Annotated in this window: 22 protein-coding genes; 5 read left to right on the forward strand and 17 right to left on the reverse strand. The window is 63.3% G+C overall.

Going from position 1 to position 22,977, the window contains the following annotated elements:
- Window positions 1-408: 408 nt before the first annotated feature.
- From P0D70_RS30785 to P0D70_RS30795, 3 genes are all read right to left on the reverse strand, one after another.
- Window positions 409-1,539, reverse strand: a complete 1,131-nt coding sequence (locus P0D70_RS30785) for a VIT1/CCC1 transporter family protein (protein WP_408187253.1) — start codon at window positions 1,537-1,539, stop codon at window positions 409-411.
- A 128-nt stretch (window positions 1,540-1,667) separates the two neighbouring features.
- Window positions 1,668-2,963, reverse strand: a complete 1,296-nt coding sequence (locus P0D70_RS30790; RefSeq protein ID WP_091801572.1) for an MFS transporter — start codon at window positions 2,961-2,963, stop codon at window positions 1,668-1,670.
- A gap of 95 nt (window positions 2,964-3,058) precedes the next feature.
- Complete coding sequence (locus P0D70_RS30795) at window positions 3,059-4,165, reverse strand: tartrate dehydrogenase (protein WP_408187254.1); 1,107 nt, start codon at window positions 4,163-4,165, stop codon at window positions 3,059-3,061.
- Window positions 4,166-4,280: 115 nt separating this feature from the next.
- Here P0D70_RS30795 and P0D70_RS30800 point away from each other — a divergent pair, with 115 nt between their 5' ends.
- Complete coding sequence (locus P0D70_RS30800; RefSeq protein WP_408187255.1) at window positions 4,281-5,192, forward strand: LysR family transcriptional regulator; 912 nt, start codon at window positions 4,281-4,283, stop codon at window positions 5,190-5,192.
- Between the two features lie 144 nt (window positions 5,193-5,336).
- On the opposite strand, the gene P0D70_RS30805 is transcribed toward P0D70_RS30800, so the two are convergent.
- The 3 genes from P0D70_RS30805 to P0D70_RS30815 form a co-directional block, all read right to left on the reverse strand.
- Window positions 5,337-5,651, reverse strand: a complete 315-nt coding sequence (locus P0D70_RS30805) for a hypothetical protein (RefSeq protein WP_408187271.1) — start codon at window positions 5,649-5,651, stop codon at window positions 5,337-5,339.
- Window positions 5,652-5,827: 176 nt separating this feature from the next.
- On the reverse strand, window positions 5,828-7,510 hold the full coding sequence (locus tag P0D70_RS30810; RefSeq protein WP_408187256.1) for a long-chain fatty acid--CoA ligase: 1,683 nt from the start codon (window positions 7,508-7,510) through the stop codon (window positions 5,828-5,830).
- A 105-nt stretch (window positions 7,511-7,615) separates the two neighbouring features.
- Window positions 7,616-8,389 (reverse strand): SDR family oxidoreductase, encoded by a 774-nt coding sequence (locus P0D70_RS30815; RefSeq protein ID WP_408187257.1) that lies wholly within the window; start codon window positions 8,387-8,389, stop codon window positions 7,616-7,618.
- Window positions 8,390-8,657: 268 nt separating this feature from the next.
- Here P0D70_RS30815 and P0D70_RS30820 point away from each other — a divergent pair, with 268 nt between their 5' ends.
- Both P0D70_RS30820 and P0D70_RS30825 read left to right on the forward strand, forming a co-directional pair.
- On the forward strand, window positions 8,658-10,463 hold the full coding sequence (locus tag P0D70_RS30820; protein ID WP_408187258.1) for an acyl-CoA dehydrogenase: 1,806 nt from the start codon (window positions 8,658-8,660) through the stop codon (window positions 10,461-10,463).
- A 286-nt stretch (window positions 10,464-10,749) separates the two neighbouring features.
- On the forward strand, window positions 10,750-11,109 hold the full coding sequence (locus tag P0D70_RS30825) for a BON domain-containing protein (RefSeq protein WP_091801595.1): 360 nt from the start codon (window positions 10,750-10,752) through the stop codon (window positions 11,107-11,109).
- Between the two features lie 187 nt (window positions 11,110-11,296).
- Here the strand turns inward: P0D70_RS30825 and P0D70_RS30830 are convergent, their stop codons facing one another.
- The 6 genes from P0D70_RS30830 to P0D70_RS30855 all read right to left on the reverse strand — a co-directional run bounded on the left by P0D70_RS30830 (window position 11,297) and on the right by P0D70_RS30855 (window position 16,293).
- On the reverse strand, window positions 11,297-12,445 hold the full coding sequence (locus P0D70_RS30830) for a DUF1501 domain-containing protein (protein ID WP_408187259.1): 1,149 nt from the start codon (window positions 12,443-12,445) through the stop codon (window positions 11,297-11,299).
- A 5-nt stretch (window positions 12,446-12,450) separates the two neighbouring features.
- Entirely contained in the window at window positions 12,451-14,022 is a 1,572-nt protein-coding gene (locus P0D70_RS30835; protein ID WP_408187260.1) for a DUF1800 domain-containing protein, read from the reverse strand.
- A 96-nt stretch (window positions 14,023-14,118) separates the two neighbouring features.
- Window positions 14,119-14,637: a periplasmic heavy metal sensor gene (locus tag P0D70_RS30840; RefSeq protein WP_091801602.1), complete on the reverse strand. Its 519-nt coding sequence runs from the start codon at window positions 14,635-14,637 to the stop codon at window positions 14,119-14,121.
- Complete coding sequence (locus P0D70_RS30845; RefSeq protein ID WP_408187261.1) at window positions 14,634-15,059, reverse strand: hypothetical protein; 426 nt, start codon at window positions 15,057-15,059, stop codon at window positions 14,634-14,636. Before P0D70_RS30845 ends, P0D70_RS30840 begins: the two co-directional genes overlap by 4 nt.
- Window positions 15,056-15,616, reverse strand: a complete 561-nt coding sequence (locus tag P0D70_RS30850) for an RNA polymerase sigma factor (RefSeq protein ID WP_408187262.1) — start codon at window positions 15,614-15,616, stop codon at window positions 15,056-15,058. The genes P0D70_RS30845 and P0D70_RS30850 overlap by 4 nt, the downstream gene beginning before the upstream one ends.
- Window positions 15,617-15,972: 356 nt before the next feature.
- Window positions 15,973-16,293, reverse strand: a complete 321-nt coding sequence (locus P0D70_RS30855; protein WP_091808714.1) for a YXWGXW repeat-containing protein — start codon at window positions 16,291-16,293, stop codon at window positions 15,973-15,975.
- Window positions 16,294-16,588: 295 nt separating this feature from the next.
- Between P0D70_RS30855 and P0D70_RS30860 the strand changes: the two genes are divergently transcribed.
- Window positions 16,589-17,281: an HAD family hydrolase gene (locus tag P0D70_RS30860; protein WP_408187263.1), complete on the forward strand. Its 693-nt coding sequence runs from the start codon at window positions 16,589-16,591 to the stop codon at window positions 17,279-17,281.
- A gap of 9 nt (window positions 17,282-17,290) precedes the next feature.
- On the opposite strand, the gene P0D70_RS30865 is transcribed toward P0D70_RS30860, so the two are convergent.
- Entirely contained in the window at window positions 17,291-17,683 is a 393-nt protein-coding gene (locus P0D70_RS30865; RefSeq protein WP_091801615.1) for a carboxymuconolactone decarboxylase family protein, read from the reverse strand.
- A 308-nt stretch (window positions 17,684-17,991) separates the two neighbouring features.
- On the opposite strand from P0D70_RS30865, the gene P0D70_RS30870 reads away from it, so the two are divergent.
- The gene (locus P0D70_RS30870; RefSeq protein WP_408187264.1) at window positions 17,992-18,240 is read left to right on the forward strand and encodes a hypothetical protein; all 249 of its coding nucleotides are present in this window, start codon (window positions 17,992-17,994) and stop codon (window positions 18,238-18,240) included.
- 96 nt (window positions 18,241-18,336) lie between these two features.
- Here the strand turns inward: P0D70_RS30870 and cysS are convergent, their stop codons facing one another.
- From cysS to cyoB, 4 genes are all read right to left on the reverse strand, one after another.
- Window positions 18,337-19,725, reverse strand: coding sequence for a cysteine--tRNA ligase (gene cysS, locus P0D70_RS30875; RefSeq protein ID WP_408187265.1), 1,389 nt, complete (start codon window positions 19,723-19,725; stop codon window positions 18,337-18,339).
- Between the two features lie 325 nt (window positions 19,726-20,050).
- Window positions 20,051-20,383, reverse strand: coding sequence for a cytochrome o ubiquinol oxidase subunit IV (gene cyoD / locus P0D70_RS30880; RefSeq protein WP_408187266.1), 333 nt, complete (start codon window positions 20,381-20,383; stop codon window positions 20,051-20,053).
- Window positions 20,384-20,989 (reverse strand): cytochrome o ubiquinol oxidase subunit III, encoded by a 606-nt coding sequence (cyoC, locus tag P0D70_RS30885; RefSeq protein ID WP_091801627.1) that lies wholly within the window; start codon window positions 20,987-20,989, stop codon window positions 20,384-20,386.
- Window positions 20,989-22,977, reverse strand: a complete 1,989-nt coding sequence (cyoB, locus tag P0D70_RS30890; RefSeq protein WP_091801630.1) for a cytochrome o ubiquinol oxidase subunit I — start codon at window positions 22,975-22,977, stop codon at window positions 20,989-20,991. Before cyoB ends, cyoC begins: the two co-directional genes overlap by 1 nt.

The raw sequence follows: 22,977 nt of genomic DNA on the forward strand, positions 1-22,977 counted from the left end.
ATAGTTGCTGCAGTGGCGGACGTCCGTCCGCGCTGTGCATACATAGTTGCCAGAAAAAAGTGCGCCTAGCCGACTATTTGCGACAAGCACATGTGGAAATGCGACACCCCTCTCTGGCGCACGCCGGACGGCGGCTGCCGGAGCCTTACTGGATAAGGGTTTGGAGGGTGTTTGGCTGAGCGGCGACGCGTGTCGCGCCTGAGCAAGTGGAGGCGGCGCGGAGCAAAAAAAATGCTGTCCCGCAGCCCGGCGGTCAGGTTGCGGCAGCGCAGCAGACGAAGGGGTCGGAAATTCGGCCCGAAAAGCGCTGTTTCATCACGCAACCCCGGATCGACTCGAACCTGCTTCAGGCGAGAGCCGAAAGCAGCTATCCATCATGCCGTTCGCCAGATGCGAGCCGGTCCGCCTTCACGAAACCGACACACCCAAAAGCCGCCCGACCCCGAACGTGAACGCAGCCGCGATCAGCCCGATCACAATCTGCCGCAACGCCGAAAATCCGGCACTGCGTCCGTTGAAAAGCGACGTGAACACGCCGATCGACGCAAGCGCCAGCATGCTCAGCACCACGCATTGCACGATCGCGTTGTAGTCGCGAGTCCACAGAAACGGCATCACCGGAAAGATCGCACCCAGCGAGAAAAGGCAGAACGACACACCCGCGGCCGACCAGGGATTGCCGCCCAACTCCGCGGGATCGAGTCCGAGCTCTTCGCGAGTCAGGGTATCGAGCGCCTTGCTCTTGTCGCGCATCATTTGCGAGGCGACCCGTTTGGCCTCGTCCGCTTCGAGCCCCTTGGCGCGATAGATCAGCGCGAGTTCGTGCTCTTCGGCTTCCGGCGTCTCCTCGATTTCCTGCGCCTCTTTGGCGATCTGCGTGCTGGCCAGTTCGCGGGCGTTGGTGACCGAAAGCCATTCGCCCAGCGCCATCGAGCATGCACCGGCGATGAGCCCCGCCAGCCCCGTCAACAGAATCGCCTTGTTGCCGGTTCCCGCGCCCGCCACGCCCATGATCAGGCAGAAGTTCGAGACGAGGCCGTCGTTGGCGCCGAGCACGGCGGCGCGCAAATCGTTGCCGGCCCCCGCGCCCTTGTGCCACTGCTCCGCGGCGGCGATCCGCGCGCCCGGCGACAGATTCGCGTCGCCACCGCCATGCGCCAGCGTGCGGACGATGGCGGCGTGATGCTGCTCGTCCGCGGACATGCGGCCCGCGTCCGGTTGCCCCTCGTATTTATTGCGATCGGCATATTCCGCCGCCGCGAGCGTGGGCAGCACGAAACCCGCGCCGAACAGGCGAACCAGGCCTTTCATCAGGCGCGTTTTGATGGCGTGGCCCGCGCCCTTCGGCTCGAACCCGTTGGCCCTCAACTTGTCGGCCCACACGCGTGCATGCTCGCGCTCCGACTTTGCGAGGTCGCCATACACCTGTTTGCGCGTGTCGTCTTTCTCGGCCTCGGCGAGTGTCTCGTACAGCGCGGCGCTGTGCAGTTCGTCGGAAAGATTGGCTTTATATCGCTTGATTTCCTGCCGGGATGCCATGGTGGTGTGCCTGAATTTTGAGTCGCTGGCGAAAGCGTAATCGATTCAGGTACGGAAAGCATCAATGCCTTGACGCGTGCCTTGAGCGGCAATGGCAACGCATCTTGTCGAGATCCGGTCATGCGGGATCATTGCGTCGCGGGCGCGGTCCGATATCCTCGCCGGCCAACGGCCAGCGCCAGCACAGCGGAAACCACCAGGCTCGCCGCCACCACATAGAGCCCGGCAGCATATCCGCCCGTCACGCTTTTCAGCCAGCCGATCGCAAACGGCCCGACGAAACCGCCCAGATTGCCGATCGAATTGATCATGGCGATGCCGGCAGCCGCGCCCGCACCCGAGAGAAACGTGCTCGGCATCGCCCACAACGGCGCCTTGGCCGCGCTAATGCCGACGTTCACCACGACCAGCGCCAGCACCACGCCGACCGCCGTGTCCGCGACGCCGGCCCAGGCGAGCCCGAGCGCCGCCGCCACGCACGGAATCACCACATGCCAGGTGCGCTCGCCGCGCCGGTCCGAATGACGCGCCCACACCACCATGCCGATCACCGCCAGCACGCTCGGAATCGCGTTCAATGCGCCCGTGCCGAGCGCGCTGAAACCATATTGGCGGATGATGAGCGGCGCCCACAAGCCAAGCGTATAGAGTCCCGCGGACGTGCCGAAATAAATCATCGACATGATCCAGATACGCGGGTCGCGCAACGCGGCGAGCGCGCCGGCGGCATGTCCGGCGTGTGCTTCTCGACCGATGCGTTCTTCGCGCAAGGTGGCGATGAGCCAGGCCTTTTCATCGGCGGCGAGCCATTTGGCTTTGTCCGGGGAATCGGTGAGCGCTTTCAGTACCGCAAAGCCGAGCAGGACGGCGGGAATCGCTTCGACGATGAAAAGCCACTGCCAGTCCTTCAACCCGAACAACGCGGGCATCTGCATGATCGCGCCGGAAATGGGAGAGCCGATTGCGGTCGACAAAGGCGCGGCCGCCATGAACGCAGCGGCCGCGACGGCACGCTGCCGGGCAGGAAACCACTGGCTCAGGTAAAGAATGATGCCGGGAAAGAATCCGGCTTCGGCCACGCCGAGCAGAAAGCGCAGCGTATAGAACGAAGTCGGCCCCGCAACGAACGCGGATGCCGCCGAAACGAGGCCCCACGTCACCATGACGCGCGCAATCCAGATGCGCGCGCCAACCTTGTTGAGGATCAGATTCGACGGCACCTCGAACAGAAAATAGCCGAGGAAGAAAATGCCGCCGCCGAGCCCGAACATGGTCGGCGTCAAGCCGAGGTCCTTGTTCATGGTGATGGCCGCAAAGCCGACGTTCACACGGTCGAGAAAGCTGACGAAATAAAGCAGCATCACAAAAGGCAAGATGCGCCAGGTCAGCTTGCGAACCACACGGGCCTGCAATTCATCGTTCATACCTGTCTCCACTCGATCTCTGCACGGTGCAGTGAGATCGCCCGTGACGTGTTCGTCCGGGCGTTATGTTTCTGTATGACGTACGCGGGGTAGGCTCAGGCGACCTTCACGCCGGCCACCGCTTTGGTGGACGAGTCGGCGGCGAGGATCGCGCAAACGGCATCGGTCACCTGCGCGGTCGTGGCCGTGCCGCCCAGGTCGCCCGTATGCAGCGACGGGTCCGCCGTGACGCGTTCGATGGCCGCCATCAATTGCCGCGCGGCGCCGTGCTCGCCCAGGTGTTCGAGCATCATCACCACCGACCAGAAGGTGCCGACCGGATTCGCCAGCCCTTTGCCCATGATGTCGAACGCGGAGCCGTGAATCGGCTCGAACATGGACGGGTAACGACGCTCGGGATCGAGATTCGCGGTCGGCGCGATGCCGAGGCTGCCGGCCAGCGCCGCGGCCAGATCGCTGAGAATATCGGCGTGCAGGTTCGTCGCGACGATCGTGTCGAGCGTGGCGGGCCGGTTGACCATGCGCGCGGTGGCGGCGTCGACCAGTTCCTTGTCCCAGCGGACGTCTGGAAATTCCTTTGATACCTGCAGCGCAATCTCGTCCCACATGACCATGGCGTGACGTTGCGCGTTGCTCTTGGTGATCACCGTCAGCAGTTTGCGCGGCCGCGACTGCGCGAGCCGGAACGCGAAACGCAGAATGCGCTCGACGCCCGCGCGGGTCATCATCGACACGTCGGTGGCGACTTCGATCGGATGGCCCTGATGAACGCGGCCGCCCACGCCGGCATATTCACCCTCCGAGTTCTCTCGCACGATGACCCAGTCGAGATCCTGCGGCGCGCAACGCTTCAACGGCGCGTCGATGCCGGGCAGGATGCGCGTGGGACGCACGTTCGCGTATTGATCGAAGCCCTGGCAGATTTTCAGGCGCAAACCCCACAGCGTCACGTGATCGGGAATATGCGGGTCGCCCGCCGAGCCGAACAGGATCGCGTCCTGATGGCGAATCGCATCCAGTCCGTCGGCCGGCATCATCACGCCATGCTCGCGGTAGTAGTCGCCGCCCCAATCGAAATTTTCGAACTCGAAGGCGAAGGTGTCGCTGCGCGCGGCGATGGCCTCGAGTACGCGCCGGCCCGCGGGCACGACTTCCTTGCCGATGCCGTCGCCGGGAATGGTTGCGATGCGATAGGTCTTCATTGGGCGTCTCCATGATGTTGTGAAAGCATGGAGCGCATCGTAGAACGGCCACGGCCCGAAAATACGCTGCTAGACTCAAAGCATCCTTAACTTCAGGTTAACAATAGGCCGTTCCATGACCTCGTCCATCCAACCTGACGACCTCGCCTTTTTCTCCACGCTCGCCGCGAGCGGCAGTCTGACGGCGGCGGCGCGCGAACTCGGCCTGAGCACGGCAGCCGTGAGCAAGCATCTGGCGCAGATGGAATCGCGCGCGGGCGTCTCGCTCGTCAACCGCACCACGCGGCGCATGAGCCTCACGCCCGAAGGCGAGCTGTATCTGACGCGCGCACGGCGCATTCTGAGCGAGATGGATGACCTCGCCCAGTTGCTCGGCGGCTCGCAGGCGGCGCCGAAAGGTCTGCTGCGCGTCAACGCGACACTCGGTTTCGGGCGCAGCCACGTCGCCCCGCTGATCTCGGCGTTCGTCCGGCGCTTTCCCGAAGTGGACGTGCAATTGCAGTTGTCGGTCGACCCGCCGCCGCTCAGCGACGACGCCTTCGACGTGTGCGTGCGCTTTGGCGAACCACCGGATGCGCGCGTGATCGCGCGCCGGGTGGCATCGAACCGGCGCCTGCTGTGCGCCGCGCCGCGCTATCTCGCGCAACGGCGAGCGCCGCGCAGCCCGGCGGAATTGGCGCAGCACAACTGCATCGGCATTCGCCAGGGCGGCGATGGCTACGGGCTCTGGCGTCTGACCAGCGGACGCGGCGCCGCGGAGCAGACCGAAACGGTGCGCGTGCGTGGCAACCTCACCACCAATGACGGGGAAATCGCAGTGAAATGGGCGCTGGACGGCCACGGCATTCTGATGCGCGCCGAGTGGGATATCGCGGAGTATCTCGCCGATGGCCGGCTCGTCCACGTCATGCCCGACTACCGCACGCCGGGTGCCGACATCTATGCTGTGTATCCACAGCAGTTACAAATGACGGCGCGTGTGAAGGCGTTCGTCGACATGCTGATCGAGACGCTCGGCGCGCGCTGAGTGGGTTGGGTTGGGTTGCGCTGAATTGGGTTGGATTGAGTCGGCTCGCATCCCTCCCGCGCGCATGCACACGCGTGCAACACGGTGGCGCGTCCCGGCGGCAGCCGCGCGAAATTCAATCACGTCGCGCGGCTGGAGCCACACTTACTGACTCGCGCCTGCTCCGACGCCGGCCTTCTTCTCGGCCTTCTGCAGCTTGTCCGGATAGGTCGGATCATTCTGGGCCGGCTGGTAGCCTGCGTCTTCGAGCTTCTTCAACTCGGCATTCTTCTTGGCACGCGCCTGCTTGCGTGCCTCCTTGCGCTCGGCCTTGGTGGGTTTCGCACTGCTTGCCGCGGCAGGCGCCGCGGTAGCAGCAGCGCCGCTGGCATCTTGAGCCGCGGCGAGCGGAATGCTGCCTGCCACCAGGGCGGTGACGGCAAGTCCGAGCATGATCTGTTTAACGGCAAAGCTCTTCATCTTCAATATCCCCTCTCGAAAGTTGGCAATAGCCTCGAAGCCTGTCTGCAAGCCTTTGTCCAGCACCACGAGCCGCGCACTGCAACCACTGCGGACTCGCGATAAGAGCTTACAGGCAAACCATCCGAAGAGTATTCTCAGCGCCGCGAGCGGGTTTTTCGTCAAGCAGACGAACCTCACGAGCCGGCCGTGCGCGCCGCGTCCTCTTCCTGCAATTTCCGCCACAAAATCTTGCCGCTGCCCGATTTAGGCAGCGACCCGACGAACTCGACGATGCGCGGTGCCTTATACGAGGCCATCTGCTCATGCGCCCAGTCGATGATCTCCTGCGCAGTAATCGTGCCTGCATGCGCCGCGTCCGCCACGACCAGCGCTTTCACGGTCTCGCCGCGTTTCTCGTCCTTCACGCCGATCACGCACACCTCGTGAATCGCCGGATGCCGGTACATCAGCGCCTCGACTTCGGCCGGCCATACCTTGTAACCGGACGCGTTGATCATGCGTTTCAGGCGATCGGTCATGAAGAAATAACCGTCTTCGTCGATATGGCCCAGATCGCCAGTCCGCAGAAACCGTTTGCCGTCGAGTTCGATGAACGCCTCCGCCGTCGCTTTCGGATTGCCCCAGTAACCCTGCATGACCTGCGGCGCGTTCGTGACGATCTCGCCCGTTTCGCCTTGCGGCAATTCCTGTAGCGAGACCGGATCGATCACGCGCGAGTCCACGTCGAACACGGGAATGCCCAGGCATTGCGGCTTCGGCCGGTGCGGCGGATTGATATGCGTGCCGGCAATCGTTTCCGTCATACCGTAGCCTTCCACATAATCGAGTCCTGTCAGCGCCTTGAGCTTTCTCGCAATCGCGTCCGGCATCGCCGCGCCGCCGCCGCGCGTGCCGGTGAGGCTCGACAGATCGTATTCGCCGAGCTTGGGGTTCGACAGAAAGTCGACCATCATCGTCGAGATGGATTGCCATGCGGTGACGCGATATTTCTGCATGCATAGCGCTGCCGCTTCGCGATCCCAGCGCGGCAACAGGACGATCGTTGCGCCCGAGAAGACCGCGCTGTTCATGCCGCCTTGCATGCCCGTCACGTGAAAGAGCGGCAAGACCGATAGATAAACACCGTCAGACGGCGCCGAGAACCACACACAGCCGCCGAGCAGCGTGCTCATCACGCTGCGGTGCGTGTGCATGCAGCCCTTCGGCTTGCCGGTGGTCCCCGACGTATAAGGCATCACGCACAGATCGTCCGGACCGGTGGTGAGCGGCCCCGGCGAGATGTGCCGCTCGATCACGTCTCGCCACGGCGTGACGCCGGCAATGTCGAAAGTCTTGCGCGGCGCGGCGACGAATTCAGGCACGGGAATCGGCGACGGCCGTTTCAGATAATCGCTATACGTCGCGACGATCGCGTGCTCGATGCCCTTGCCGGCCCCGTTGCCGATCAACGGCTCGACGTTCGCGAACAAACATTGCGGCGCGATGATCGTAGTCGCGCCGCTGTCTTCGACGTAATGCGCCAACTCCGCGGTCATGTTCATCGGATTGACCGGCACCACCACGGCGTTCGCCCGAAGAATGCCGTAATAAGCAACGATCCATTGCGGACTGTTCTGCATATAGAGCAGAACACGGTCGCCCGCCTTGACCTGGCATTCCTGCTGCAGAAAGCCCGCCACCCGCTCGGCTTCGTCCTTGAATTCCGCAAACGTGATCGCCGTGTCGTAGAAGATGATGAACGGCTTGTCGGGAAAGCGCGCCGCCGAGACTTCGGCGTTATAGAAAAGACTGGTCTCGGGTAGCGTCAAATGCAGTGGCACTTGCGGCGGCCAATGCGCATGATGGCGTTCGTTCATCAGCGTCTCCTGATTTTTTAGTGTCCGCGCGCGGTTTGCCCGGTTTGCGCGGTTTGCCCGAGCCGCGCGCTTCGTTCACATCGTCACGCCTGACCCGCGTCGCACCTAGACGATAATCGCCCCACCGTCCACCGCGAAATCCTGACCGGTAATATGGCGCGACGCTTCACTCGCAAGAAACACGATCGGGCCTTTGAGATCTTCGTCGCCACCCAGGCGCTGCAACGGCGTGCGCGAAACGATCGAGTCTTCCAGTTTTCCGAGCAGACCCGCCGACATTTTCGAAGGGAAAAAGCCCGGGCAGATCGCGTTGACATTGATGTTGTACTTGCCCCATTCCGCAGCCAGCGCGCGTGTGAAATTGATCGCGGCGGCCTTCGACGTGTTGTACGCAATCGTGTTCATGCCGGGCGGCGATCCCTTCAGCCCCGCTACCGATGCGATATTGACGATCTTGCCCGCGCGCCGCGGAATCATGCTGCGCTTGCCGACTTCTCGCGCGAGAAAAAACGGTGCATTGACATTCAGGTTCATCACCTTGTGCCACGCTTCGTCGGGATAGTCTTCGGCGGGTGCGCCCCATGTCGCGCCGGCGTTGTTGACCAGAATATCGATACTCTCATGCACGCCCAGCACTTCATCCACGAGGCCGGGAATGCCCTCGAAGCGCTGCAGGTCGTTGACCACCGTGTGCACTTCGATACCACGCTGTTGCAGATGCGTTTTCGCTTCAGCGAGTTCGTCGGCCTTACGCGCGGTAATGGCCACGCGGCACCCCATTTCGTCGAGTGCCTCGGCCATTTGCAGACCCAGTCCGCGAGAGCCACCGGTGATCAGTGCAACCTTGCCGTCCAGTCGAAACAGGTCCTTCACAGACATTGCATCGCTCCTCCAGATTGTTCTGCTGTGCAGACTGGTTGACCACATTGTTCGTCCATCATACGTGCCGGAATTCAGCCTGTAAATAAAAGCACGCTCATTCACTTTCGTTATAAACTGACATGCAACGCCGCCAGACGGAGCATTGGGAATTACCCGGATAAGGCGCTTTTCAGCCCTGCCGTGCTGAGGCATTCGGCTGTGTTTTTCCTTATGCGTTGCGCACCTGTTGCGCATAACGGCTTATTTTTTCTACGGGTCTTCTGTCATGCAAGATGCGCTGATCATCAGCCCGCGTGATCTCGAGTTCCAGTTGTTCGAAGTGCTCGAAGCGCAGACGCTCACGCAGCGCGCGCGCCATGCCGATCACAGCCGCGAGACCTTCAACGCCGCGCTCGAAACCGCGCATGCGGTTGCCGTGGAAAAATTCGCGACGCACAACCGTCTCTCCGACGAACACGAACCGCAGTTCGACGGTCAGCGCGTTACCCTGCCCGCCGAGGTCAAGCAGGCCCTCGACGCACTGCGCGCCACCGGTTTTCTCGCTGCGGGTAAAGACTACGAATGGGGCGGCATGCAGCTGCCCTCGGTGATTTCGTTCGCGTGCCTGTCACTCTTCAAGAGTGCGAACATTGCCACTGCGTCGTATGCCATGTTGACCACGGCGAACGCGAACGTGATCGAACGTTTCGGCAGCGCGGCACAGAAGCGAAAATATCTGCAAGCGCTCTTCGAAGGCCGCGCGTTCGGCACCATGGCGTTGACGGAACCGCAGGCGGGCTCGAGTCTCTCCGATCTCGTCACGAGCGCCACGCCGAATGCGGACGGCACCTATTCGATTCGCGGCAACAAGATTTTCATTTCAGGCGGCGACCACGAACTGAGCGAGAACATCGTGCATCTGGTGCTGGCGCGTATTCCCGGCGGGCCGCCGGGCGTCAAAGGCATCTCGCTCTTCACCGTGCCCAAATTCCACGTCAACGAAGACGGCACGCTCGGCGAGCGTAACGACGTCGCGCTCGCCGGACTGATTCACAAGATGGGCTGGCGCGGCACGACGTCGACCATGCTGTCGTTCGGCGAACACGGTCAATGCATCGGCGAACTGGTGGGCGAAGCGCACCAGGGTCTCGCCGCCATGTTCCACATGATGAACGAGGCGCGCATCGGCGTCGGTCTAGGCGCGGTCATGCTCGGCTACCGCGGCTATCTGGCCTCGCTCGATTACGCACGCGAACGGCCGCAAGGGCGTCGTCCCGACAACAAGAACCCACTCGATCCACAAGTGCCGCTGATCGAACACGCCGACGTGCGCCGCATGCTACTCGCACAAAAAGCCTATGTGGAAGGGGCTTATGCGTTGTGCCTGTACGCGGCGCGTCTCGTCGATGAACAGAACACCGGCGAGAGCGACACGGCACGCGCCGAAGCGGGCCTGCTGCTCGACCTGCTGACGCCGGTGGTGAAATCCTGGCCGTCCCAATGGTGCCTCGAAGCGAACAGCCTGGCGATCCAGATTCACGGCGGCTACGGCTATACGCGTGAATACCCGGTCGAGCAGTTCTATCGCGACAATCGCCTGAACATGATTCACGAAGGCACCCACGGCATCCAGGCCATCGATCTGCTCGGCCGCAAGGTGACGATGAAACAGGGCGCCGCGCTCGGCCACCTGGCACGTGAGATCCAGCGCACGGTCGATGCGGCGCGCGAGCATGCGCCATTGCTGCCGCACGCCGCTGCGTTGGGCGAAGCATGGACCGACCTGACTGCCACGATCGAAGCACTGCTGCCCGCGTTGGCTAATGACAGCGAACCCGCACTCGCCAACGCGAATGCGTTTCTCGAAGCGTTCGGCCATATCGTGATCGCATGGACGTGGCTGCGGCAAGCGATCGTCGCCAGCGCCCGACTGAGCGCATCGCATACCGAGGCAGACGCGGACTTCTATCGCGGCAAGCTGCATGCGTGCCAGTGGTTCTTCCGCTGGGAACTGCCGCGCGTCGCGTTGATGCTAAAGACGCTGCGGGCTTTGGATGACACCACGCTCAGCATGGCGCCGAACTGGTTTTAGGCGCTGCGGCGCCGGCGAATTTGCAGCCCGAATCGCGTAAGCAGACTTGCTCGATGCCATCAGCAACAGCCAGCGCAATGTTGGCCTGAACCGCTCCCCATGCGGCGCTCCAGCCAGTTTTTCCAGCATGAGCGCGTGCGCTGGAGTATTGTTTAAGCGCGCCGGGAGCGACGCGGCATGACTCTTCTACAAGACAGAGTGCTCCTCGTGGGCGGCAAAGTGCTCGCAAGCGCGTGGTTTTTTGCATGCAACAAAGCGACATCAACTTTTCGAGGATGGAGAAAACGTGAAAACAGTCAATCTTTTGAAGGCGCTGGGCATCGCATTGTGTGTGGCAACTGCGTCCAGCGCCTATGCCCAGTCGAGCGATGCGGCGCCGTCCGCCGACGCGTCGGCGCCCAGTGCCAAAACGGTCAAGAAGGCGGACCGCTCGCTTGGTCTGCAGGTGCGCAAGGCTCTGTCGAAAGCGCAGGGTTTTGACGTGTCGAACGTGTTTGTCCGGGCCCGCGGTGGCGTAGTCACGCTGACGGGATCGGTGCCCGACGGCGCGCAGATTCCGCAGGCGGAGGAAGTGGCAAAGAATGTGGCGGGTGTGAAGTCGGTGAATAACAAGCTGACTATCGGCACCCAGGGCGGCGGAGGTTAAGCGCCTCTTCTGTCACCCGGTGAGTTGCCTGGTGACCACAGGCGGCGCCGCTCGTCGCACAATGAGAGCGTAAGGCGCCGCCTGTCGTCCTGGTATTTGAAATTCAGCATCGCAATGGGACTTGCGTCACGCGAGCTTGCAGCCCACCTGATCGCTCGCCGTATCTGCCCGAGGTCGGCTCGCCACACTAAGCTCGCACGATGCCTGCCAACGGCCGCCCCGCCGCCGTCTGGCCAAACAGCACAGCCGCCGTACGCTGTGGATCGAGTCCGAGGCTTTCACTCGCAGTGCCGGCGATCAGCGCATCGAGCGAAGTCGTTGGTTTGAGATCGCGCGCTTCGTAAAGGTTGTGAGGCGCGAGACCCGGCCAGTCGGCGATCACTCGTCCGCCCCGCACCGAGCCGCCCAGCACCATCGCCACCGAGCCCGTGCCATGATCGGTGCCGCCCGTGCCGTTGGCCGCGGCGGTTCTGCCGAACTCCGTCGCGACCAGCACGGTGGTCTTGCTCCACAATGGACCCATGCCGTCGCGCAACGCGGCGAGCATCGTATCGAGCGCCTTCAACTGATTGGCGAGGCGTGCGTTCTGCGCGCTATGTGTGTCCCAGCCGCCGGTTTCGATCATCGCGATGCGTGGACCGTTCTCGCGCGCCAGGAAGCCGGCGGCGAGCTTGCCGAGGCTCGCCGGATCCTGGCGCGCGCCGGCGTCGCCGGCAAGGCCGCGCGCGGTCATCGCCGACTCCCACAACGGGCGCAACTGCGCGTCCTTGTCGTAGAGTTGCGAAACGCGCGCGAGCAGATCGTCGGGCGCTTGCGGCAACGCCGAGGGCGCATACGACGTCACACCCGCCGCGCCGCGCAACGCCATCGGCACGGTCGGCGCGAATGCAATCGCGTTCTCGCGCGTGGCGGGCAACTGCGTGACGAGCCGGTTCAGCCAGCCGTCTTTCATCTGATACGGCGACGTACCGCCGGTCTCGAGCACGTTCTGTCCGTCGAAGTGCGAGCGGTCCCGATACGGCGACGCCACCGCGTGTACGAACAGCGCCTGCTGGTCCGCGTACATCGCGGCGATCTGCGCCATCGCCGGATGCAAAGCGAAGGTGCCGTTCAGACGCGGCGCGTTCGAAGTGTCGATGGCGAGCGCGCCACGCAGTGTGGCGTAGGCGGGTTCGGCGTAGGGGACGACGATGTTCAGACCGTCGGCGGCGCCGCGCTGGATCACGAACACGAAGCGGCGCTCGGTGGCGACGCTTGCAAACACGATCCGCGGCGACACGAGCATCGCGCCCGCGCCGGTAGCGGTGACGCTCAGAAACTTGCGGCGTGACAGCATGGCGTTCATCTCCGTTGGAAATCCGGCGAGACCAGTAACAGCGCGATCGCCGTGGACGCACTTTCAGCGCGAGATACCGCAGTCGCCGTCGGCGCACTGAGCGAACCGGCGAACCAGGTCTGGCCGAGCGAGCGGGCGTCGAGCCGGTCGCCGACACGCGCGGCGAAACGCTGCGCCACTTCGACCCGGCGCACGAGCGCGTCGGGCGCGGCCCAACTTGCCGCGATGTCGTCGTAGCCGGCCGGCGACCCCGGCCGCCACACCGGCTGGCCGAGCTGGGTAAGAATCGGGGCCGCCTGCTGGCTGCCGAGGTCGCGCCAGCCGAGTCCGCGCATCGACGAAATGGTCCATTCCCATGGCGTCTTGAACTTCACGGCAGTGGGCGACCACGCTTGCGGCATTTCGATCAACGCCCGGTACACGGCCGGCAGATCGCCGCCGCTGCGCTCGAACGCACTGGCGAGCCGCTCGCTCACGCCGGGCGGAGGATTGTCAGCGACAAAATGACGGGCCAGTTTGCCGCCGATATGCCGCGCGGTCGCAGGCGCACTTGCGAGGTCATGCAGGATGGCGAGCGCCTGCTCTTCTCCGGGCTGGTCGTAGCGGCGGCCCATGAGGGTCCGCGAGCCAGGCTCATGCAGTGCGGCGCGAAACACGAAGGTGCCCGGCGCCGCGCTCTGCCGCATCGCTATCCGGCCCGCGTTGCCGACATTGGCCGGGTTGCCCGCGACACTCCAGCCCGTTAGCGCGCGGGCAAATTCGGTGACATCGTCCTGGGTGTAGCCGCTGCGCACGCCGAGCGTGTGCAGTTCCATGATCTCGCGCGCCAGGTTTTCGTTCAGGCCGCGTTTGCGATCCGGATCACGCTGTGCGGCACGCAGGGCCGCCATGCTGTCCGGCCCTACCGAGCGCGTCTGGTCGAGAAACAGTTGCATGGCCGGATGACGTTCCACGGCCACCAGCATGTCTTCAAAGCGACCCAGCACATGCGGACGAATTGCTTCGGCCTCGAATGCGCCCGCCAGTGCGGCGACGCCCGGCTTCTCGGTGGATATCGCGAAGTGGTTGGCCCAGAAATGCACGAGCCGCTCGACGAACGGCGTCGGCGTGGTCAATGCACTCGTCACCCGGGCATTCACGGATGAGCGGTACAGGTCGAGTATTTCACCACGCATGGCTTTTCGTTCGGCTTGTCTCGCAGTTTGAGCGTTTGCCTGGATCGCGGCTTGGGCGTTGGCTTGCGCGTTAGCTCGGGAGCTGGATTGCGCGTCGCGTTGAGCGTTTGTTTTCGCCTCAGGCTGCGCCGAATTGCGCCCGATCGCGGATTGGCTCGCCGTGCCCTCGCCCGCATTCTGGCGAGCCTGCTGCGTGAACTGCATGCGCTGCTGCAGCAACTCGGTTGAAAGCGCCACCGAGTCCGGCTGACTCGCCCACGCGGCCGGCCGCGCCTGGTACTGTTCGAGCTGGGCGAGTAGCCACGCTTTCGGGTCGGCGGGAGGCGTATCGTCGGCGCGCGCGCCCAGGCCGAAGCGATTCAGCGCGATCGCTGCCGCGTTCAGGTTCGGTGAGTTGGCCATACCATCCTCTTCGGCTTTGGATAGTCTTTAAACGGCTGCCTCGGGCAAATCCGTCGCGAACGCCCGCGCTGTGTTGCTGTGTTTTGCTGTTGCTTCTTAATCGCCAGAAGCTTCGCTCGATGCCTGATTTGCCGGCTTGTTCGCACTCGCCGCCGGCTGGGGTTCGCGCCACTGCCCGCGCAGTTTCAGGCTGTCGGCGAACCGGACTCGCTCCTCGGGCGACAACGTCGCCGCGAAATCCGCCACACTGCCTTCCACTTGCGCGCGCAGGCGGCTGTCCGCGTCGCGCGTGCGGGCGAGCGCGGCATCGAGCGCCGCGCGATCGAACTGAGGGGCCGCCAGCAGACGCAACACGTCGCGACGCCCTTCACGACCGTCGCGAGCATATTGCCGGCCTTCGCGGCGGGCGTCCTTCAGGCTGTCGACGAAAGCCTTCTGGCGGTCGGCGGACAGCGTTTGCGCAGCGAAGCGCAGCGCGCGCTGTTGCGCCAGCACCGGTGCCGCCGCACCGCGCGCGGCAAACCATTGATAAGCACCACCGACGATCGCGCCCACCAGAAACACGTTCAGCACCAGCGAGGCCACCAGCACGATTTTCCAGGTCCGGCCGTTCATTCGTCGCTCCAATCGGCGGACGAACCACCAAAGCTCGAAGTTAAATAAGACGACTCATGGACTGGCGGCAGCTGCTGCGCCGCGCCCGTCAGAACGAAGAACGAGACCGCAAACGCGCCGGCCACGCCGCCCATCAGTCCAACGCCCGCTATCGCCGCGCCCGACCACCACAAGCGCCGCCGTGGCGCAGTCCGGCGACCCGGCGCAGCGTCCAGCACGCGCTCGAACAAGGCCGCGCCGGGCGGCGCGACCTTGTCCGCAGCAAGCCATGCATCGACGCCGGCCGCCTGCGCGAGCAACGCATCGGCTTGCTCGCGATGCGCCTCGGCCCACGCCTGTGCCGCCGCGCGGTCCTGTTGCGGCCAGCGGCGCGGCTCGGCACCGTAGGCCTCGACGATCTGATGGAATCTTTCGGGCGTCATGACTTGTCCTTGCTAAGGCCGCTGCCAGCCAGTTGAGCGCGCAGATTGCGGCGCGCGCGGGCCAGCAGACTTTCCAACGCATCGACGGAGATGCCCATCAGGGCCGCAGCGTCGATGTTCGACATTTCCTGGTAGTAGTTGAGCACGAGCGCCTCGCGCTGCCGTGGCGGCAACGCGGCGAGTGCGTCACGAACCCGCTGGTCCTGCGCACGTGCTTCGAGACCGGCCTCGGGAAGCGCGGCGGGATCGATTTCTTCGGGCATCTCGCCGTGCGGATCTTCACGCCGGCCGCGCAGGCGGTCATAACAGAGGTTGAGCGCGACGCGATGAACCCACGTATCGAATTTCGCCTCGCCTTCCCGCCAGCGCGACGCCTGTTTCCAGATCCGCACGAACACCTCCTGCGCCACATCTTCCGCTTCCATGCGATCGCCCAGCATGCGCGTGGCGAGCGCCAGCAGACGCGGCAGCTTGCGCGAGACGAGCGAACGGACGGCGGCCGGATCTTGCCGGCCGATCCGTTCGAGCAGTTCCGCGTCGGGATCGCGTTCGCTCAAGGCAAGCCGCTCCCCGCCACGAGTTCATCGTGCCACATGGACCGCGTCGCAAGACAAACCTCGGTCACCTGGCGCCGCTCCTTTCGAGGCATCTCATGCGGGCTTCCTCTCATTCGGATCGTTGTGCGCGCACCTGATCGAACAGCGCGCGCGGATCGCGGAGACGGCGTCTTGCCGTACCCGTCCATGGTCAATATACGACGACCGCCGGCCGATAGTAGGCCGGCCGCGCGGGGTACACCACGCAGCCGGCAAGCATGGCCGCCAGCAGCATTGTCAGGAGCGTTTTCATAGCGATCCGCCTGAGTAAGGGATGCAGCACGTCACGGAACGTCGAGCGCAGGGCCGCTAGCAGGTCATGCCCAGTGGCCTTCGATCCAACGCCAGTTGGGACCGCGCTGCACCCAATGCCCAGGCACCCAGTGATAGCCGACGCGCACCGCCTGCCAGTGGCCGGGCACCCAGACATACCGCCCCTGATCCCAACGCCAGCGGCCTTGATCCCATACATAACCGGCGCGCGGTGCCGGTACCACTTCCACGCGAGGCGGCGGCGGCGCCATCGGCGCGACGATCACCGCCTGCGCGAAGGCCGGCGCGGCCGTGAGCGTGGCGGCGCACGTCAGCGCGGCCGTCAGCACGGAGGTAAGAAGACGAACGGGTTTGGTGGATGTCATGCTGGTTTCTCCCATGAAAGCCGAGGCCGCAAGCGGCTTCGTTTCTTCTTGAACGCAGCGGCGGGAAAAACCCGTCGCTGCGCGTCGTTTGAAAAATTCAAAAGGGAAGAAGGATGCGCGAAAACTTGCGCTGAGACGCGAGACGCAGAGTCGCAGCCGTTCGCGCATCGCTTGCGGCGTCAGCAGAACGACAGCAAGCGTTATGCAAATGAATAAAAAACGATGCCTTCGGTAAGGCGCGCGAGCCGGTGAGGTATCCTTGCCGGTTCCGCAACCTCTGCACCTCCCCTGCCCGATGGCCGATTTCCCTTTCGACGCCGTACTCTTCGACTGCGACGGCGTGCTCGTCGATTCCGAACCCATCACCAACCGTGTGCTCACCGAAATGCTCGGCGAGCTCGGCTGGCCATTGAGCGTCAAAGAGACGATGCGTATTTTCGTCGGCAAAGCCGTCAGGGACGAAGCCGCGCTGATCGAAGCGCGCACCGGCTTTGCGATCACGACTGACTGGCTCATGCAGTTTCGCGCGCGCCGCAATGCGGCGCTGGATCTCGAACTGAGCGCGATTTCCGGCGCGCCTCTGGCTGTGCGCGAGTTGCATGCGTCGCTCGATGGACGCATCGCGGTCGCATCCGGCGCGGACCGGATCAAGGTGGAACTGCAACTCGTGAAGGCCGGGATACTCGATTGCTTCGAAGGACGCATTTTCAGCGGCCACGAAATGCCCCGCAGCAAGCCCTATCCCGATGTGTACCTCGCCGCGGCCGCGGGTCTTGGCGTGGACGCGGCGCGCTGTGCCGTGGTCGAAGATACCGTGACGGGCGCGACGGCGGGGGTTGCAGCGGGCGCCACGGTGTTCGGCTATTGCCCGGTCGAACTCGGCCACAGCAGCGCGACCGCGTTGCACGGCGCCGGTGCCGTGCACGTGTTCAGGGACATGGCCGAGCTTCCCGCCTTGCTCGCGGGATGGCGCAGCGTCTCGCGCTGACTGCGGCGGCTACTCGAACGCCGGATCGATCGGCACGCGGTAGCCCACCGCGAGCCGGTTTGTTTCGTTGGCCATGCCCACTACCGCGAGCAATTCGCCGAACATCTCGTCGGTCATGCCGGCGCGGCGCGCGGCCGCCGTGTGGCTCGCCACGCAGTAGCCGCAGTTGTTCGTCACGCTCACCGCGACGTAGAGCAGTTCCTTGATCAGCGGATCGAGTGCTCCGGGCGCCATCACATCCTTCAGACTGTCCCACGTGCGCGCGAGCGTAGGCGGATGTTGGGCGATGTACTTCCAGAAATTGTTGACGTCCTCGACCTGACGGGTCTGTTTGATATCGTCGTAGACGGCTTTGACTTCCGGCGACGCCGCGGAATACTCGACGGCTTTGAGCTGGCTCATGGGTTCTCCCTACCTTGCTGACGAAAATCGGTGAACTGCGCGCGCCATGCGCACGGCTCATGGTGGCGGTCTATTGTGCCGTGATTTTCCGCGGGCTTCACGCCCGTACGCCTCGCCAACAGAAGTCGGCGAACCGCCGACACCGGCCTGCAGCCAGTTGGCCGGCTTCCATCACACATGCCTCGAAAGATCGCGCAGACGCACGCGGCACGCCGCTTTGCCGCCGATGGCACGGTGTGTGCAATCGATCGGCTTGAGTGCGGCAATCACCGCTCTCTTCGATCCACTCACTCCGTTGGAGATCCACCATGAAAACGCTCGTCCTCAAAGACCTGGCCCGTACCGAAGAACTCGACCGTGCGGCGTCGCTATCCATTCGCGGCGGCATGGCTTGCCTGACTCGTGAAGCGCCGTCCGTGTGCCCCGGCGAATTGCAGCCGGTGTTCGTTCGACGCGGTTGGAATCCGTGTCCGCCGGTTCATCCCGGCTGCGGACCGGTCTACTTCCCGTTTGGCAAGCTGCCGTCGCATTCGGAACCGACCATCGTGCCGCTGTAATGCGCCGGCACGGCCCGATGGAAGCGGCGTGGAAAGCCTGCGCCGTGGCGTGGCGAGTGCGCGAGTCTGAGCGCCTCCGTCACGCCGCCTGACGCGCTATCGGCTCCTGTCTCGCTGCCTCAGTGTCTGGCCGCTTGCACTGTCTTCGACCAGCCAGCCGCCGGCCATCAACACCTCACGCAAACGGTCTGCTTCGGCCCATTGCTTCGCCGCGCGTGCTTTTGCGCGTTCGTCCGCCAAGGCCGCCATATCCGCGGGAATCTCCAACGCATCATCGTCTCGCCAGTCGGCGAGACCCAGTCCGAGCACGGCATCGAAGCGATCGACGGTCGCCCTTCGCGTCGCCGCCGGCAGATCGCTTCTGACCACATCCCATAACACCGCGAGCGCGCGCGGCAGGTTCAGATCGCAATCGACCTCGGCCTTGAAGCGCGCGACGCTTTGGGCGTCCGGTGTGCCGCCTTGCGGCCATTTCACATAGGTTCTGCGCAAACGGTCCAACGCGGCTTGCGCGGCGTCCAGCGCGGCTTCGTTGAAACGCAGGCTGCTTCGGTAGTGCGCCCCAAGACATAGATAGCGGTATGCGAGCGGATCGTTGCCGCGTTCGATCAACGTCTGCAAGCGCACGAAATCGCCGCTCGACTTCGACATCCTGCCCGCGTCCAGCAAAAGGAAATGGCCGTGCATCCAGAAGTTGGCAAGGCGCGTGCCGTGGCGTGCCTGGGTCTGCGCGATCTCGTTGCTGTGATGCACGGGAATGTGATCTTCGCCGCCGCAATGAATGTCGAACCACGGCCCCAGATATTTCGCGGACATCGCCGAGCACTCGATATGCCAGCCGGGAAAACCGCGCCCCCACGGGCTCTCCCACTCCATTTGACGGGCGGCGCCGGGCGGGCTGAACTTCCATAGCGCGAAGTCGGTCGCGTGCCGTTTTTCGCCAGAAGCAACACGTTTGCCCGCCTGCAAGCCCGCCACGTTCAGACGCGCCAGATAGCCGTAATCATCCTGCCGGCTCGTGTCGAAATAGATGCCGTCGAGAGTGCGATACGTGTACCCGTTGCGTTCGAGATCCGCGATAAAGTCGATCTGTTCGGCGATGTGATCGGTCGCGCGGCACCAGACGGCAGGCTCCAGAAGGTTGAGCGCGCGCCAGTCGTTCATGAACGCCGCCGTGTACCGCGCGGCGATCGTCCAGGCCGACTCGCCGGTGCGGCGGCTGCCCTTCTCCATCTTGTCTTCGCCTTCATCCGCATCGGAAACCAGATGGCCGACGTCGGTGATGTTGACCACATGTCTCACGGTATAGCCGTCGAGCATCAACGCGCGCCGTAGCACGTCTTCGAACACGTAGGTCCGGAGATTGCCGATATGCGCGTGGTCGTACACGGTCGGCCCGCAACCATACAAGCCGACATGATCGGGATGAATCGGCGTGAATTCGCGCACGGCGCGCGACCAGGTGTCGTACAGACGAAGCGGCATGAGATTCCTCCCGGCACTGGGTGGTCAAGCGTGTTCAAAAGCAAAAAGGCCACCGGTCGTGTGACGGGTGGCCTCAGGGATACGGACGTGTGCAGATCGACTCGCTAGACGCAAGCTCCCCTCGGCAGGCCGTAACAGCATGCGCGCAAAGAATGCGGACGGGAAAGGAGAGTAGCGTTCATGGAAACGATGCTAACGCGGGTTGACGGGTCCGGTCAATCGTCCGGGCCGCCCGAATGGATATCGCGCTTGCGCCCGCCACGACAAAAAACCCCGCAAGACTTTCGCCTTGCGGGGTTTCTTTCCGATCGATCCAACTATCGGTCTAGCGGGACATCATGTGCATGCTGACGTTGTGCATGACCCACAACGTGCCGCCGATCACGATGATCGCGGTGAGCACCGTGAAGGCAAACGCCATCACATTCCAGCGCTGCTCGGACGACGTATTCATGTGCAGGAAGAAGATCAGGTGCACGACGATCTGCACGAACGCGAGGCCCGCAATCGCGAGCAACGCATGCTCGCCCGTCAACGTCCCCGTCATGACGAGGCCGAAAGCCGCGACCGTCAGAATGACGGAGAGAATGAAACCCGTCGTATAGCTGCCGAGGCTGCCGTGACTTTCGCCTGCGTGTGCGTTATGGCTATGGTCCATTTAGATCACGCTCGCAAGATAGACAAAGGTGAAGACGCCGATCCACACGACGTCCAGAAAGTGCCAGAAAAGGCTCAGGCACGTCAGGCGAATCATGTCGCGTTCGGTCAGGTCGCGATGGCTGATCACCTGAATGGCGAGCACCACCATCCAGATCAGGCCGCACGTGACGTGCAAACCGTGCGTGCCGACCAGCGTGAAGAACGACGACAGGAACGCGCTGCGGCTCGGGCCGGCGCCTTCGGCGATCAGGTGCGAGAACTCGCGCAGTTCCAGCACGAGAAACGTGAGACCGAGCAGGAAGGTCACGGCGAGCCAGAACAGCAACACGCCCTTGCGCTTCTTGTGCGCGCCGAGCATCGCGAAGCCGTACGTAATGCTGCTCAGAAGCAGCATCGTCGTTTCGAGCGCGACGCCTGGAATCTCGAACAGATCCTTGCCGCTCGGGCCGCCCGCGAACTGGTGGCTCATCACCGCGAACACGGCGAACAGCGCCGCGAAGATGATGCAGTCGGTCATCAGGTACAGCCAGAAACCGAACACCGATTGCGACGGCACGTGGTCCGCGTCGTGATGCGAGCCGGCATCAATAGTCTTGGTTAACATCACTCCACCTCCAACGCGACCCGCGCACCAGCGCCAGAGCGTTTCTCTTCGATCTCCGCGACCGTAGCGGCCGGGATGTAATAGCCTTCGTTCTTCTGGAAGCTGTAGACGATCACGGTGCCGACCGCGCCGACCAGGCCGACGATCGCGAGCCACCAGATGTGCCAGACAGCGGCGAAACCGAGCACCAGCGAGAACAGACCGGCAATCACACCCGCCGACGTATTCGACGGCATATGAATGTCGCGGTACACCGGCTTCGCTTCCTTACCCTTGCGCGACTTCATGTCGGTGAACGCGTCGAGCTTGTGCACCGTCGGAATGATCGCGAAGTTATAGACCGGCGGCGGCGAGCTCATTGCCCATTCCAGCGTGTGACCGTCCCACGGATCGCCCGTGACGTCGCGATTCTGCGGCAGATTGCGGTCGCGAATGCTGACGACGATCTGCAACACCTGCAACGCGATACCGATAGCGATCAGCGCAGCTCCACCAGCGGCCAGAATCAGCCACGGGTGCCACAGCGGGTTGTCATAGTGGTTGATACGGCGCGTCATGCCCATGAAGCCGAGCACGTACAGCGGCGTGAACGCCACCCAGAAGCCGATCTGCCAGAACCAGAACGATGCCTTGCCCAGCTTTTCGTTCAGCTTGAAACCGAACGCCTTCGGGAACCAGTAGTTGAAACCGGCCAGATAACCGAACAGCACGCCACCAATGATCACGTTGTGGAAGTGAGCAATCAGGAACAGGCTGTTGTGCAGCACGAAGTCCGCGCCCGGGATTGCCATCATCACGCCGGTCATACCGCCGATCGTGAAGGTAATCATGAAACCGATGGTCCACAGGATCGGCGGCGTAAATGTCAGACGGCCCTTGTAGATCGTAAACAGCCAGTTGAACACTTTCACGCCGGTCGGAATCGCAATCACCATGGTGGCGATACCGAAGAACGCGTTGACGTCCGCGCCCGAACCCATCGTGAAGAAGTGATGCAGCCACACGAGGAACGACAGCACCATGATCGCGCAAGTCGCCCACACCATCGTCTTGTAGCCGAACAGCGGCTTCTTCGCGAAGGTCGCCACGACTTCCGAGAAAATACCGAACGCCGGCAGGATCAGGATGTACACCTCGGGGTGACCCCATGCCCAGATCAGGTTGAGGTACATCATGGCGTTGCCGCCACCGTCGTTCGTGAAGAAGTGCATGCCGAGGTAGCGATCCAGACCCAGCAACGCGAGCGTCACGGTCAGAATCGGGAACGACGCCATGATCAGTACGTTGGTGCAAAGCGCGGTCCACGTGAACACCGGCATCTTCATGAACGTCATGCCCGGTGCGCGCATCTTCACGATAGTCGCGAAGAAGTTCACGCCGGTCAGCAAGGTGCCGATACCGGAGAGCTGCAAGCTCCACAGGTAATAGTCGACCCCGACACCCGGACTGAACTGCAATTCGGAGAGCGGCGGATAAGCCAGCCAGCCGGTTTGCGCGAATTCACCGATCACGAGCGAGATGTTGATCAGGATCGCGCTGACCGCGGTCATCCAGAACGAGAGCGAGTTGATGAACGGGAACGCGACGTCGCGTGCGCCGATCTGCAGCGGCACGATGATGTTCATCAGGCCGATCATGAAAGCCATCGCCATGAAGAAAATCATGATGACGCCGTGCGCCGTGAACACCTGGTCGTAGTGATGCGGCGGCAGGTAGCCCGGGTTCGCATAAGCGAGCGCCTGTTGCAGACGCATCATGATCGCGTCAGCAAAGCCGCGGAACAGCATGATCAGCGCGACCACGATGTACATCACGCCAAGCTTCTTGTGGTCCACCGACGTGAGCCACTCGGTCCACAGATAGCGCCACTTGCCGAAATAGGTGATCAGACCCAGGACCGTCGCACCGCCGAGGGCGATCATCACGGCCGTCACCATGATGATCGGCTCGTGGTACGGAATCGAGTCTAGTGAGAGTTTGCCGAACAT

It is taken from the genome of Paraburkholderia sp. RL17-381-BIF-C, from assembly GCF_046026435.1.
Taxonomy (GTDB): domain Bacteria; phylum Pseudomonadota; class Gammaproteobacteria; order Burkholderiales; family Burkholderiaceae; genus Paraburkholderia.